The organism is Rhizobium sp. WCS2018Hpa-16, assembly GCF_031843705.1.
In the GTDB taxonomy this organism is placed as follows: domain Bacteria; phylum Pseudomonadota; class Alphaproteobacteria; order Rhizobiales; family Rhizobiaceae; genus Agrobacterium; species Agrobacterium tumefaciens_C.
The window spans coordinates 17746-31406 of record NZ_JAVTIX010000010.1; the positions used below are offsets into that span (position 1 = coordinate 17746).

Sequence of the window (13661 nt, forward strand, 5' to 3'; positions counted from 1 at the left end):
CGCTGAACACAATCACAAAACTGACGATTGGCAAGTTTGGTCGCAAATGAGCAATATTTGACTACGGACGTAAGAATATTCACATATTATAAATGACTCCGGCCTCTTATTAACCAACATAACGATTCAGTCATGCTGGCCAAACAATAGATTGGCCTGGACCGGATCGACATAGTCGGCCCGGTGAATGATTTGCTTTCGGCGACGCAGGATCAACAGTCGATTCCTTGGAGTGGCACGTGAAGCATATCTCTATCATTGGAAAATTCCTCATCATCATGGTCGCATTCGGCCTGTTTTCTCTGGGCATGGCACTCTATTCTGGCCAACAGATCAAAAAAATCGACGCTAACTACAGCGATCTGCTTGGGAGTGAGTCAAAAGCGGCTCTTTACATGGCACGCTCCAACCGCGCCCTGCAGGCATTTCGTGCCTCTGTTGCCGAATTGTTGATGTCCAGAACAGCCGAACACAATGCCACTGCCCAAAAGAATCTGAAAGACGCCGAAGCAAGCTTCGTCAAATCCATGGACACGGCCATTGCAGCGCTTCCGGAAAAAGCGGAACTGCCCGTTATCAAGGCCGATGTGTTGAAAGCGTTCAGGGATGTTTGCGGACCGACCATCGCTGCTGGCTTGGCAGCCACGACTGAAGAAGAAGTCGCGGCTTCCCAGAAAGGCGCGCTACCGTGTGAACAGAGTTTCGCAGCCCTTTCGCCCCGTTTTACTGAGCTTACGACTGCTATCGTTGATGCCTCAGATAAAGAAAGCGGTGAATTGACCGACGCCTCTAACCAGACCTTCCTCGTGACACTTAGCGCGGTTGTTCTGGGTCTGCTCGCCGTACTGGTCCTGGGCTTCGTTGCCATCCGCGCTTGGCTGGTCAAGCCTATCCAGAGCATGGTCGCCACCATGGGTACGCTTGCGAATGGCGACTTTACGGCCACCGTCGAGGGCACGGATCGCCGTGATGAAGTCGGCACGATGGCCAAGGCCGTGCAGATCTTCAAGGACAATGGCTTGCGTGCATTGCAGCTTGAGCAGGAAGCAGAATCTGGCCGCACCGCCAGTGAAGCTGAGCGGGCCCGCGTTGCCGAGGCTGATCGTCAGCGCGCACAGCAGATGGCACAGGCTACCTCCGGTCTTGGAGAAGGCCTGAAGCACCTCTCTAGCGGCGACCTCACATTCCGCCTGAGCGAGCCTTTCGCCAGTGATTTCGAAACGTTGCGGTCCGACTTCAATGATGCCGTCGGTCAGCTTGCAGATAGCTTGCGGTCTGTTTCCCAGGCCACCGGTTCTATCGACAGCGGTGCACGCGAAATCAGCCGCAGCGCGGAAGACCTTTCCAAGCGCACGGAACAGCAGGCAGCATCTCTGGAAGAAACCGCTGCTGCACTGGATCAGATCACCACCAATGTGGCGAATTCTTCCCAGCGCACGCAGGAAGCCCGCCATGTGGCCATCGAAGCCAACAAATCCGCGAGCCGCTCCGGCGAAGTTGTATCGAATGCCGTAACCGCGATGCAGCGCATCGAACAGTCTTCGAACCAGATCTCCAATATCATCGGCGTGATTGACGAAATCGCGTTCCAGACCAACCTTCTCGCTCTGAATGCGGGCGTGGAAGCTGCACGTGCCGGTGAAGCCGGTAAGGGCTTTGCGGTTGTTGCGCAGGAAGTGCGTGAACTTGCACAACGATCTGCCCAGGCCGCCAAGGAGATCAAGGAACTGATCCGCAACTCCAGCGAAGAGGTCAGCACCGGCGTGAAACTGGTTCAGGAAACCGGCCTAGCATTGAAGGTGATCGAAGAACAGGTCGTCACCATCAACACCCAGCTGGACGCCATCGCGACCTCTGCCAAGGAGCAGTCGGTTGGCCTGCACGAGGTCAATACTGCTGTCAACCAGATGGACCAGGTCACCCAACAGAACGCCGCGATGGTGGAAGAATCCACAGCCGCCAGCGCAACGCTTGCCAGCGAAGTTCAAAGGCTGCGTGAGATCATTGCGGGCTTCCGCGTCGGCTCGGATGGACCTGTCGCACAGGGCAGACCGGTCGCTGCAAAGGCTGACCACAAGCCTGTGGCATCGCCAGCGCGCCGCATGATGGCCAAGGTGGCCGGTGCAGTAGGCCTCGGCGGTGGCGGTGCAGCCGCAGCCGAAAGCTGGGAGGAGTTTTGATACTCGCCTCCAGCATTTGAACCCCTAAAACAGCGGGACCGGTTTCAACCGGTCCCGTTTTTTGTTATCCCTCAGCCTCTTGAGACGGGCCTGACCCATCACGATGTCAACGGAGCTTACCATGGCCGATATTCCCGCAGCCTCACTCGATTTCATCCGCCAGCCGGATCTGGATGCCCTTCGGCCAGCTTTTTCACAACACAAGCCACGCATTCTCATTCTGTATGGGTCACTGCGTAAGGTCTCCTTTAGTCGCCTTCTGGCCGAAGAATCCGCACGCCTGCTCGAACATTTCGGCTGCGAGGTCAGGATCTTCAACCCCGAAGGGCTTCCCCTGCCCGATGGCGCGCCGGACACCGATGCAAAGGTTCAGGAATTGCGGGATCTGTCTTTGTGGTCGGAGGGCCATCTATGGGTCAGCCCCGAGCGCCACGGCGCGATGACCGGCATTATGAAAGCGCAGATCGACTGGTTTCCGCTGACAACCGGCTCCGTCCGCCCGACACAGGGCAAGACACTGGCGGTCATGCAGGTCTGTGGTGGCTCTCAGTCCTTCAACGCCGTCAATCAGTTGCGCATTCTCGGCCGCTGGATGCGGATGATTACCATTCCAAACCAGTCATCTGTCGCAAAGGCCTGGCAGGAATTCGGCGAGGACGGACGCATGAAGCCATCAGCCTATTATGATCGCGTGGTCGATGTCTGCGAGGAACTCGTCAAGTTCACCCTGCTGACCCGCGATGCCTCCGACTATCTGACGGACCGCTACAGTGAGCGGAAAGAAGATGCCGCAAAGCTGGAACAGCGCGTGGATTTGAAATCGATATAGAGGGCGGCGAGCGGCGCCACCGCGCCTCCTTACACTTTTTACTCAGCTGGATTTCCGGCTGACTTTGCAAAATACTTGCGGCCCATCCAGAGCGCCATCTGCACCAGCAAGATCAGCACGGGAACCTCAACCAGGGGCCCAATGACCGCTGCAAATGCGACCGGAGATGCAAGTCCGAAGGCGGCAATGGCGACCGCAATGGCAAGCTCGAAATTGTTGCCAGCCGCTGTGAAAGCCACCGCTGTGGTGCGAGGATAGTCGGTTCCAACGGACTTCGCCATCCAGAAGCTGACAAGGAACATGATGAGGAAGTAGATCGTCAGCGGAATGGCGATCATCACCACATCACCCGGCAGGCGCACCACATCCCCGCCCTTGAGGCTGAACATGGCGACAATGGTGAACAGCAGTGCGGCGAGTGTCAGTGGGCTAATTTTCGGCAGGAAGACGGTCTCGTACCAGTCACGTCCCTTGGTGGCAGTCAGAATACGGCGTGACAGATAGCCCGCTAGGAACGGGATGCCGAGATAGATCAATACAGCTTCCGCAATCGTCCAGAAAGAAACATCGATGACGCTGCCTTCCAGCCCAAACAGTGGCGGCAGAAAGCTCAGGAAAAACCAGGCATAGACGCTGAAAAACAGAATCTGGAAGATGGAGTTGAACGCAACGAGGCCCGCGACGTATTGGTTATCACCCTTAGCGAGCTGGTTCCAGACCAGAACCATGGCAATGCAGCGCGCAAGGCCGATGAGGATGAGGCCCGTCATATATTCCGGGTAATCCCGCAGAAAAATGATCGCCAGCACAAACATCAGCACGGGGCCGATGATCCAGTTCTGCAGCAGCGAAATCATCAAAACGCGCTTATCAGCAAAGACCTGCGGCAGTTCTTCGAAACGGACTTTCGCCAGGGGCGGATACATCATCAGGATCAGGCCGATGGCGATCGGAATGTTGGTTGTGCCAACAGCCATGCCTTCAAGTGCGGTTGGCAGGCCGGTGAAGACAGAGCCGAGCAACACGCCCAGCGCCATGGCGGCAAAGATCCAGACCGTAAGGTACCGATCGAGGAAGGACAGACGTAATATTGGTTCTGCGGGACGCATTCGCGTTCTCCTTGGCAAAGAAACACTCCCCGGCCTTGGGCGAAGACCGGGGTGATAGGAATGAGGATTTGGCAGGTTCAGGTCAGATGACGCGACGACCCGCATCATCGACAACAACTTCGCCGTCTTCCTTGGTAAACGCCGCCCTCTGCTCAACCGGCAAAATATCCAGCACGGCCTCAGAAGGACGGCACAGCCTGACGCCAACAGGCGTGACAACGATAGGCCGGTTGATGAGAATGGGGTGCTCCATCATGGCATCGACCAGCTGCGCATCAGACAAAGCCGGATCTTCAAGGCCCAACTCTTGAAAAGGCGTTCCCTTTTCGCGCAGCAGCTCGCGGGCAGAGATGCCCATGCGGGCAATCAACTGCTCCAGAAGTGAACGAGACGGCGGAGTTTTCAGATACTCGATGACGTGGGGCTCAATCCCCGCATTGCGGATCATCGCCAACGTATTGCGCGACGTGCCGCATTCCGGGTTGTGGTAGATAACAATATCGATGGCATGGCTCATGCGACGTCGAGCCTCTTATTCTCAATCATGAAGGCACCTTTTCCTTGGGGCAGCATGGGGTCAATTCAGCAATCAATGGTGCGCAAAGCTCTGCATTTCCGCCGCAGCAATCTTTCAGAAGAAACAAAGTCAGCGTTCGCAACGCTTCCATCTCCGCGCGATAAACTATGACGCGACTTTTACGCTGCGATGACACGAGACCGGCCCGCGACAAGATGTTGAGATGGGCCGACATGGTGTTTTGTGGAACGACGAGGGCACGGGCAATATCCCCGGCAGCCATGCCCTCCGGTTCATGGGCAACGAGAAGACGGAACGTCTCAAGCCGGGTGGGCTGAGCGAGTGCTGCAAGGGTGAGTATAGCGCATTCCTGATCCATATATCCAGATTATTGGAATTATGGATAGAGTCAACTGACCTTGGTGAGCGGGTCTCCAAATCACGGAAATGCAATACGAGGACGTTCCTCACGCCGATGCCACATCGTGCACCATCAGCAAGGCCATCGAGACTCTCCTCTCGTTCTAATATTTTTAGCTTTATGCGCATCACGTTCTAAGCTAGTAGTAATCATTAGAAATCCATTCTGATTTTCAACTATTAAAGAGATGAAACAACGTGACAGGCATTCATCAGATCAGTGATCTTCATACAGCCCAGCACAAAGAGATTTTTCAACCGAACGATGTGCCGACGCCGCAATGCCTATCCGCGCCGCCACTCACGCCATTGCCAGCCTGCGAGAACCGCGACTGGGCACGTCGTGCCATTGGTATTCTTGAGGGAGATGGACGTCGCTCGGCAGATACACACCTCGTCAAGCCTGCCTTCAAGGGCCTGCGCGGCATCTCGATCTATCTGAAGGATGAGTCCACGCATCCGACCGGCAGCCTGAAGCACCGTCTGGCGCGCTCCCTGTTTCTTTACGGCATTTGCAACGGCAAGATTGCGCAGGGAACAACGCTGGTCGAGGCGTCCTCAGGCTCTACCGCTGTCAGCGAGGCGTATTTCGCGCATCTTCTGGATTTGCCATTCATCGCGGTCATGCCGCACTCGACAAGTCCGCAGAAGGTCGAGGCTATCCAGCGTTTTGGCGGAAAGTGCCACTTTGTCGACAAGCCGTCAGAAGTTTATACCGTGGCCGAAAGGCTGGCTGCCGAGACGGGCGGGCATTATCTCGATCAGTTTACCAATGCCGAACGGGCGACCGATTGGCGCGGCAACAACAATATTGCCGATTCCATTTTCGAGCAGATGAAAAGCGAAGAGCACCCGGAGCCTGAGTGGGTGGTGGTGAATGCAGGAACAGGCGGCACATCAGCCACGATCGGCCGCTTCATTCGCTATCGCAATCTGCGCACGCGCCTGTGCGTTGTCGATGTGGAACATTCAGCATTCTACGCATCCTATATGTCCGGCGATCGTGACGTGACCTGCTCAACGCCATCGCGCATCGAAGGTGTTGGACGCCCGCGGGTGGAGCCATCCTTCATTCCCGGCGTCATTGACCACATGATCAAGATACCGGACGCCGCCTCCATCGCTGCCATGCACGTCCTATCGGACCGGCTGTTTCGCCGCGTCGGAGGCTCGACCGGCACCAATTTCTTCGGCACCTGCTGGATTGCAGCGGCGATGATGAAAGAGGGCCGCGAAGGCTCGCTGGTATCGCTGATCTGCGACAGTGGCGACCGCTACGCCGCGACCTATTACAATCCCGAATGGTTGGCGAGAAACGAGATCGACATCACACCCTATCGTGACATTCTGGAAACCTTCATCGACAGTGGCGAATTCAAGGGCTTCGAGGCTGGCATCATCGCAAATGCCGCCAAGCCTTGAGGCCTAGACCCTGCGCCCATCCGCGCCGAAAACGTGAGCATTGGCGAGACTGAAAGAGAGCGGAACGGTTTGCCCCATGCGCAACTGTTTCTGCCCTTCGAGCAAGACTGTCACCGGCTGCCCATCTGCCGTGGTTGTGTAAAGAACTGTCGAACCACCCAGATGCTCCACCAGCTGGATGCTCCCCTGCCCGAGGCTCGCGGATAGCTCCTGCGCCTGAATATGTTCTGGGCGGATGCCAAGCGTCAGCGCTTCGCCATCCGCCGCCTCCAGCGGGCGATCAAGCGTAATCTGCTGTCCGGCGATCTCGACCGTGCGGCGTGAGGTATCCGATGCCACCATTTTCGCCGCCAGAAAATTCATCTTTGGCGAACCGATAAAGCCCGCAACGAACTGGTTTGCGGGGTGATTGTAAAGATCGAGTGGCCGCCCGACCTGCATGATGCGGCCTTCCTTCAACACGACAATCTTGTCTGCCATGGTCATGGCTTCCACTTGGTCATGCGTCACATAGATCATGGTGCTGCCAAGCGTCTGGTGAAGCTTGGCGATTTCGACGCGCATCTGGACGCGCAGCTCCGCATCCAGGTTGGACAAGGGTTCGTCAAACAGGAAGATTTTGGGCTCGCGCACGATGGCGCGTCCAATGGCAACGCGCTGGCGCTGCCCGCCCGACAGGGCCTTGGGCTTGCGCTGTAGCAACGGGTTGATTTGCAGAATATCCGCTGCCTTTTTCACCCGGGCCTCGATCTCCGGCTTCTTGTAGCCCGCCGTTTCCAATCCGAAAGCGAGGTTCTTGTAAACGCTCATATGCGGGTAGAGCGCATAGGACTGAAACACCATGGCGATGCCGCGCTTGGAAGCGGCGGTCTCATTGACCCGCTCTCCATCAATGCTGAGATCGCCTTCCGATATTTCTTCCAGCCCCGCAATCATGCGCAACAATGTCGATTTTCCGCAACCGGACGGGCCGACGAAAACCGTGAACTCGCCAGGCTCTATCTGAAGGTCAATGCCGTGCACGACAGGGAAAGCGCCAAAGCGTTTGACGATTTTTTCAAGTGTGATGCTGCTTGCCATATCATTCCTCCCGACAGACCTAAGGTCGCCAGCTGATGTATTTTGGGTGGCCCTTTGTGATCGGCAGGGCAACGTCAGAATTGGTGTCATTGGAGTGATAGATCGCTGCGATCAGCTCCAGCGAACCACGCGCATCATCAGTTGTCACCGGCGGCTTTTCGCCCTTTTCCAGGCTTTCGTAGAAAGCGGCCATCTGCCCATCGAACCTGCGGCCAACAGGCGGCAGGTCGCGGAGGAGCGCCTCGATCTTGGCCCCGACCTCCTCATTGGCGGGAATAATCCGCCAGGGACCATCACCCGGTGAATAGGCCGAATGATTACTCTCGAACGTCACATGTTCGAATGCCAGACGCAAACGGCTGATTTCTTCCTGGGAGCCGAGCGTCGTAGTCAGAGACACCAACGCACCATTCTTCATCAGCAGGCTGGCCGAGACGCAATCCTCGACCTCAATGGGGTTGACGCGGGTCGCAGCGCGGGCAAACACACGGTCAACCGGGCCCATGAGATAGGTCAACATATCGTGCAGATGTATGGCGTGTGTCATCAACACACCGCCCAATTCCGTTGCCCAACGTCCACGCCATGGGTTGTCGTAATAATCCGCGCCCCGGTTCCACAGGGTTTCTGCGGTTCCGACATAGGGCTTGCCCGCCAGACCGCTTTCAATGATGCGCCGCGCCTGTTGAACGCCATCCCCATATCGATACTGGTAGATCGGCATCAATATGCCCTTAGCCGTTTTTTCTGCTGATGCGACCTCATCCAGTTCGGCGAGTGAGCCGGTCAACGGCTTTTCGCAAACGACATGTTTGCCGCAGGAAAGCGCCTGAAGAACAAGCTTGGTATGGATGGCGGGCGGCGTGCAGATATCGATGATGTCAATATCCGGCATGGCCATCAACGCGTCAGAGGAGCTGGTGCGACCGACAACATTGAACTCGTCTGCAACAGCATTCAGCCGCGCCTCATCGAGATCACACAGGACGGCAACCACATATTTGTCCGGGTGCATGGCATAGCCCTCGGCGATATGGGATCGACCGATGCCGCAACCGATAATGCCGACTTTATACCGCTTAGCCATGCTTGTGGCCCTCCGCAATCTGCTGCGCTCTCAGAGCAATTTCCATGGCCGCGAAGCAGCGCGCCTGCGGCATCGCGGTTTCGGTGCGATTGCGAATATCGGATAGAAGCTGCGGCCCGTAAGGCAATGGCACATCGGCGCAATCGATATGTGTCACGCCCGCCTGGTCTGTGAGGAAGAGGTGATCGCCACCCGCCCTCCCGGCAATATCGACATTCTTGCGAATCTCGATTGCGCCTTCCGTACCCGTGATGAAGAGACGCCCGTCTCCCCAACTCGGCAGACCATCCGGCGTGAACCAGTCGACGCGGATGAAACCGTCGGCATCATCGGTGCAAAGATGAATATCGCCGCTATCCTGCAATCCAGGCCATTGCGGGTTGGCACGGTTTGAGACCTTTGCTGAGAGAATATCCGCCGTCATGGAATTTGTGAAAAACAGAAACTGCTCGCACTGGTGCGAGGCAATATCCACCAGAATGCCGCCATAACGCGCCCGCTCGAAAAACCATTCTGGTCGTGTTGGCGCGCGTAGACGGTGCGGCCCGAAACCGGCGGTCGAGACCACCTTTCCGATAGCGCCTGCGGCGATCAATTCGCCCGCCTTCACTGTCGCGCGGTTTTCGAAATGTTCGGAATAGAGCACCGAAAAAATGCGGCCCGTTTCGGCCTGTACTTTTTTGACCTCGTCCAGCTGGGCAAGTGTCACCATGCCCGGCTTGTCCGTCATCACATCCTTGCCCGCACGCATGGCCTCGATGGCTTGCGGCGCACGCTCATCGGGAATGCCTGCGGTGATGATGAGATCGATGGAGGGATCATCCAGCAACCGGCGTTTGTCATCAACGCGCGGCACCCCTGCGAAAGCCTCCGAGTATTCCTTGGCCAGATCGTCTTCGATGGCGTGAAAGCCGACATGCTCTGCGCCCGCAGCCAGCAGGCATTGTGTCTGGCCGAAAATGTGATTGTGATTGATACCGATAGTCGCAAATCGAACGGGTTTCATTATCCAAGCCTTGATGTTTCAGCGTTTCATGCCGGTTGTGGCGATGCCCTCGATCAGAAGGCGCTGGAAGAAGAGGAAAAAGAGAAAGACGGGAACGAGCGAGAGGTTGGACATGGCAAACAGCGCCGTCCAATCCGAACTTCCGGTGCTGTCCACGAAGGAGCGAAGACCGAGCTGCACGGTGTAGGTGTTGATATCGTTGAGGTAGATCAGCGGACCGAAGAAATCATCCCAGGTCCAGATGAAGGAGAAGATCGCGGCGGTTGCCAGCACAGGTGAAGAGAGCGGCAGCATGATCTTCCAATAGATGCGGAAGGGGCTACACCCATCCATAACCGCTGCCTCATCCAGCTCCCGCGGAATACCCCGGAAGAACTGCACCATCAGGAAAATGAAGAACGCATCTGTCGCCAGATATTTCGGCACGATCAGCGGCAGAGACGTGTTCACCCAGCCCATTTCCAGAAACAGGATATATTGCGGAATGAGGACCACATGGTAGGGCAACATCAGCGTGCCCAGCATCAGCGCGAACCAAAAATTCCGACCGCCGAAACGGAGACGCGCAAAGGCAAAAGCCGCCAGCGAGCAGCCCGCCACGTTGCCGATGGTGGCGAGCACTGAAATGAAGAACGAGTTCCAGAAGAACTTTCCGAAAGACACCTGAAGGCCGGTCCAGCCTCTGATATAACCGCCCAGATCCACTGCGGATGGAATGAGCGACGACGAACCGAAAAGCTCATCTTGCGGGCGGAACGAGCCTGATATCATCCACAGGATCGGATACATCATGGCAATGGATGCGGCGATCAGCACCATGTGCAGCAGTGCCGATTTCCATAGCGGACGGCTCACCCCTTGGCCGGGACGTAATGATGAAACGGCGTCAGTCATCGTAATGCACCCAATATCGTGCGCTCAGAAACGAGAAGGCGGTAAAGAGCGAAATGATGATAACCAGTATCCACGCCAGTGCGGAGGCATAGCCCATGCGGAAGAAACCGAAGGCTTCCTGATATAGGTAGAGCGTGTAAAACAGCGTCGAGTTGATGGGGCCGCCGGAGCCATCGGATATGATGAAGGCTGGCGTGAAAGCCTTGAAGGCATCGATGGTCTGAATCACCGCATTGAAGAAGATGACCGGCGTCAACAACGGCAGGGTGATGCGGAAGAACTGACGCGCCTTACCAGCGCCGTCCATATCCGCTGCCTCATACATATCCTGCGGTATCTGACGAAGACCGGCAAGGAAAATGATCATCGGCGAGCCGAACTGCCAGACAGACAGAATGACCAGCGTGTAAATGGAGTAGTTCGGGTTTGAAATCCAGCTTGGCCCTTCAAAGCCGAAGAGTTGCCACAGCACCATGTTAACAAGACCATCGGACGCGAAAAGCTGGCGCCACAGAACGGCTATGGCCACGCTCGATCCCAGCAGCGATGGCAGATAGAACACCGCGCGATACATCGTCAGGCCTTTGATGCCGCGATTGAAGGCCATCGCAACCATCAGCGCGAAAATGAGCTTCAGCGGCACCGAAAGAATGACGTAAGTAAAGGTCACCGTCATTGCGGCGGCAAATTTCGGGTCCGCTGTGGCAATCCGCACATAGTTGGCCGCACCGACCCAGTCGGGCGATTGCAGCAGATCGTAATTCGTAAAAGACAGGTAGAGCGAAGCCAGCGCCGGACCGAGTGTCAGCCCGAAAAAGCCGATCAACCAGGGCAGCAGAAAGACATAGGCGTGAGCATTGCGGTCGAACATCTTGCGCACACGGCCTTGCCTTGGGAGAGCCGCGGCGCGGCCCTCCCTCTGGATCGTATCAGATTGGAACGTCATGAGTGTTTACTTCCGCTTGATAACGGTTTCCGCTTCCTTGACGAGCTTCTCCCCGCCCTGCTCCGGCGTTATCTTGCCGAACGCGACCTCTTCCGAGGTGCGCTTGAGAACGAAGGCAAACTCACCAGCGCCCGGAGGCGGTGCTGGCGGCAGCGGCCCAACATTCGGTGTGACTTCGGCGATATACTCCACCATCGCCTTGCTGACATCGTTGAGCTTCGGGCTCAGTTGCTCGCGCATGGATGCAGAGGCTGGAACACCACGCTCGACGCCCAGAATATCAACACCTTCAGGCACGGCCACTAGGAAGTTGACGAAATCAACCGCTGCGGCAATGCCAGCGCTGCCATTGGCCACACTCATCAACATGGAAGGTTTGAGGTAATGGCCTGACGGCGTATCCTTGGAAACCTTCGGGTATGATGTAATCGACAATTTCGCCTTGTTGACCGTTTGATATCCAACGAACTGGTTGGAATGCGCAAAAGCCGTTGCGGCCTTGCCAGTTGTCAGCGGATTGCTTTCAATGTTCAACTGGTCGAGCGCCTGAATATCGGCAGGAACGCAGGCACCGGCCTCACGCATATCGGCCCACATCGCAAACCACTGCGTCGCATCCTTTGCATTATAGCCAATGCCGCCCTCTTCGCTGAACAGCGATTTCTTGTTCTGTCTCAGCCAGTTTTCAAAGCTTGGCTCAACGCCACTCGCATCAGCCGTGGCATAGTAGCCGGGCTTGGGCTTGTTTTTGCCGAACTCGACTGCATTCTTTGCAAACTCTTCCCAGGTTTGCCCCGCTGACGGCGGCTTGGCACCAGTTTTCTCCCAGCCGGCGGCATCAAAAAACACCGCGCTTGAATTCACACCGAGATTGATGCCGTAAAGCTTGCCATCGACGCGACCTGAATCAATATTCGGCGCACCGAAATCGTCGATCTTCAAACCCTTGCCGAGATAGTCATCGAGCGGCGCCAGAGCACCGCGCCGCGCATATTCGAAAATATAGCGGTAATCCATCTGAATGAGGTCAGGCGCATTGCGACCGGCGACCTGCGTGGCAAGGCGCGGCCAGTAGTCCGACCAGCCCGCAAACTCACCGGCGATATCGAGATCGGGTTTGACCTGTTTGAAGGCGGCTATCGCCTTGTTCGTGCGGTCTGCACGCTCCTGCGATCCCCACCAGAGCAGGCGAATACGCGCCGCCTGCGCAAATGCAGATCCCCCACCCACTGTCGCGAGCGACAGTGCCGCCAGACCCGCAGTCAAAACCGCACGTCTTTGAATCATCATGGACATTGGCAACTCCTCCCTAATTGAATGCCAAATTAAATGATGCTGATAAACAGCGCTTGCCGTTTTATAACTATCTGGTTACATGGGATCACTGTTCAACAGCGTTGTCAAGCGGTCACTAAAAATGGATAAAGCCAAAAAAATTAGTTCAGAAAACGTGATCGACGCGGCGGAAAAGAAGAAGCGTGTGACCACACGAAAACCGGCCGTTCAATCACGAAACCCGGAACGCACCCGTGCAGCCATTCTTGAAGCAGCCCGCCGTGAGGTTGCCGCCAAGGGTTTGGCAGGTGCGCGGATTGACGTCGTCGCCAGACGTGCTGGCACCAACAAACGCATGATCTACCACTATTTCGGTGACAAGGACGCGCTCTATCTGGCGGTGCTCGAAGACGCCTATCAACACATTCGCAATGCCGAGCACCGGCTGGACCTTGCGCGCAAACAGCCGGTTGATGGCCTGCGCGAGCTTGCCCTCTTTACCTGGCATTATTTTCTCGACCATCCGGAATTTCTGAGCATTCTGGCAACGGAAAATCTTAATCAGGCCAGATACTTGCGCCAATCCACCAGCATTCCTGAAATGCATTCCAATTTCATTTCGGAGCTGAAGGACGTGCTGCTGCGTGGCGAAAAGACCGGCGATTTTCGCGCTGGTCTGGACCCGGTTGATGTCTATCTGACAATTGCCTCACTCGGCTTTTTCTACCTGTCCAATCGTTTCACGCTGTCCACGATCTTCCAGCGCGATCTGGCAGCGCCTGCGGAGCTGGAGCGCTGGGGACAGCATATCGTCAACACCGTCATTGCTGCACTGCGGCCATTTTGAACGGCCAGCCAAATTTTCCAAGCAAGAACAAACGCTCCATACTTCGCAA

At 56.3% G+C, this 13661-nt stretch carries 13 protein-coding genes; 4 read left to right on the plus strand and 9 right to left on the minus strand.

Features of this window, described 5'->3' with window-relative positions:
- The first annotated feature begins 239 nt into the window (after nt 1-239).
- Together RQI55_RS21475 and arsH are read left to right on the plus strand one after the other, a co-directional pair.
- Nucleotides 240-2180 carry a methyl-accepting chemotaxis protein gene (locus RQI55_RS21475; RefSeq protein WP_311273730.1) on the plus strand — a complete coding sequence of 647 codons (1941 nt, stop codon included), beginning with the start codon at nt 240-242 and terminating at the stop codon, nt 2178-2180.
- 121 nt (nt 2181-2301) lie between these two features.
- Nucleotides 2302-3009: an arsenical resistance protein ArsH gene (gene arsH, locus RQI55_RS21480; protein ID WP_311273731.1), complete on the plus strand. Its 708-nt coding sequence runs from the start codon at nt 2302-2304 to the stop codon at nt 3007-3009.
- A gap of 38 nt (nt 3010-3047) precedes the next feature.
- On the opposite strand, the gene arsB is transcribed toward arsH, so the two are convergent.
- From arsB to RQI55_RS21495, 3 genes are all read right to left on the minus strand, one after another.
- Nucleotides 3048-4118 (minus strand): ACR3 family arsenite efflux transporter, encoded by a 1071-nt coding sequence (gene arsB / locus RQI55_RS21485; RefSeq protein ID WP_311273732.1) that lies wholly within the window; start codon nt 4116-4118, stop codon nt 3048-3050.
- 82 nt (nt 4119-4200) lie between these two features.
- Complete coding sequence (gene arsC, locus RQI55_RS21490) at nt 4201-4635, minus strand: arsenate reductase (glutaredoxin) (RefSeq protein ID WP_311273733.1); 435 nt, start codon at nt 4633-4635, stop codon at nt 4201-4203.
- A gap of 25 nt (nt 4636-4660) precedes the next feature.
- Entirely contained in the window at nt 4661-5014 is a 354-nt protein-coding gene (locus tag RQI55_RS21495; RefSeq protein WP_192067242.1) for a helix-turn-helix transcriptional regulator, read from the minus strand.
- 308 nt (nt 5015-5322) lie between these two features.
- On the opposite strand from RQI55_RS21495, the gene RQI55_RS21500 reads away from it, so the two are divergent.
- Nucleotides 5323-6477 carry a PLP-dependent cysteine synthase family protein gene (locus tag RQI55_RS21500; RefSeq protein ID WP_409233761.1) on the plus strand — a complete coding sequence of 385 codons (1155 nt, stop codon included), beginning with the start codon at nt 5323-5325 and terminating at the stop codon, nt 6475-6477.
- A gap of 3 nt (nt 6478-6480) precedes the next feature.
- Here the strand turns inward: RQI55_RS21500 and RQI55_RS21505 are convergent, their stop codons facing one another.
- The 6 genes from RQI55_RS21505 to RQI55_RS21530 form a co-directional block, all read right to left on the minus strand.
- Nucleotides 6481-7557, minus strand: a complete 1077-nt coding sequence (locus RQI55_RS21505) for a sn-glycerol-3-phosphate ABC transporter ATP-binding protein UgpC (protein WP_311273734.1) — start codon at nt 7555-7557, stop codon at nt 6481-6483.
- A gap of 19 nt (nt 7558-7576) precedes the next feature.
- On the minus strand, nt 7577-8644 hold the full coding sequence (locus RQI55_RS21510) for a Gfo/Idh/MocA family oxidoreductase (RefSeq protein WP_311273735.1): 1068 nt from the start codon (nt 8642-8644) through the stop codon (nt 7577-7579).
- Nucleotides 8637-9650: a Gfo/Idh/MocA family oxidoreductase gene (locus RQI55_RS21515; protein WP_311273736.1), complete on the minus strand. Its 1014-nt coding sequence runs from the start codon at nt 9648-9650 to the stop codon at nt 8637-8639. The genes RQI55_RS21510 and RQI55_RS21515 overlap by 8 nt, the downstream gene beginning before the upstream one ends.
- 18 nt (nt 9651-9668) lie before the next feature.
- Nucleotides 9669-10544 (minus strand): carbohydrate ABC transporter permease, encoded by an 876-nt coding sequence (locus RQI55_RS21520; RefSeq protein ID WP_311273737.1) that lies wholly within the window; start codon nt 10542-10544, stop codon nt 9669-9671.
- Entirely contained in the window at nt 10537-11415 is an 879-nt protein-coding gene (locus RQI55_RS21525) for a carbohydrate ABC transporter permease (protein WP_409233762.1), read from the minus strand. The genes RQI55_RS21520 and RQI55_RS21525 overlap by 8 nt, the downstream gene beginning before the upstream one ends.
- A gap of 81 nt (nt 11416-11496) precedes the next feature.
- Nucleotides 11497-12786, minus strand: coding sequence for an ABC transporter substrate-binding protein (locus RQI55_RS21530; protein WP_243257943.1), 1290 nt, complete (start codon nt 12784-12786; stop codon nt 11497-11499).
- A 121-nt stretch (nt 12787-12907) separates the two neighbouring features.
- Between RQI55_RS21530 and RQI55_RS21535 the strand changes: the two genes are divergently transcribed.
- Nucleotides 12908-13612, plus strand: a complete 705-nt coding sequence (locus tag RQI55_RS21535; RefSeq protein ID WP_409233759.1) for a TetR/AcrR family transcriptional regulator — start codon at nt 12908-12910, stop codon at nt 13610-13612.
- Nucleotides 13613-13661: the final 49 nt, after the last annotated feature.

Excerpts from the sequence above, each read along its gene's own strand:
- RQI55_RS21505 (WP_311273734.1), bottom strand. The coding sequence starts at position 7,557 with ATGGCAAGCAGCATCACACTTGAAAAAATCGTCAAACGCTTTGGCGCT.
- RQI55_RS21525 (WP_409233762.1), bottom strand. The coding sequence starts at position 11,415 with ATGTTCGACCGCAATGCTCACGCCTATGTCTTTCTGCTGCCCTGGTTG.
- RQI55_RS21515 (WP_311273736.1), bottom strand. The coding sequence starts at position 9,650 with ATGAAACCCGTTCGATTTGCGACTATCGGTATCAATCACAATCACATT.
- RQI55_RS21520 (WP_311273737.1), bottom strand. The coding sequence starts at position 10,544 with ATGACTGACGCCGTTTCATCATTACGTCCCGGCCAAGGGGTGAGCCGT.
- RQI55_RS21510 (WP_311273735.1), bottom strand. The coding sequence starts at position 8,644 with ATGGCTAAGCGGTATAAAGTCGGCATTATCGGTTGCGGCATCGGTCGA.
- arsH (WP_311273731.1), top strand. The coding sequence starts at position 2,302 with ATGGCCGATATTCCCGCAGCCTCACTCGATTTCATCCGCCAGCCGGAT.
- RQI55_RS21495 (WP_192067242.1), bottom strand. The coding sequence starts at position 5,014 with ATGGATCAGGAATGCGCTATACTCACCCTTGCAGCACTCGCTCAGCCC.
- arsC (WP_311273733.1), bottom strand. The coding sequence starts at position 4,635 with ATGAGCCATGCCATCGATATTGTTATCTACCACAACCCGGAATGCGGC.
- RQI55_RS21530 (WP_243257943.1), bottom strand. The coding sequence starts at position 12,786 with ATGTCCATGATGATTCAAAGACGTGCGGTTTTGACTGCGGGTCTGGCG.
- arsB (WP_311273732.1), bottom strand. The coding sequence starts at position 4,118 with ATGCGTCCCGCAGAACCAATATTACGTCTGTCCTTCCTCGATCGGTAC.
- RQI55_RS21535 (WP_409233759.1), top strand. The coding sequence starts at position 12,908 with ATGGATAAAGCCAAAAAAATTAGTTCAGAAAACGTGATCGACGCGGCG.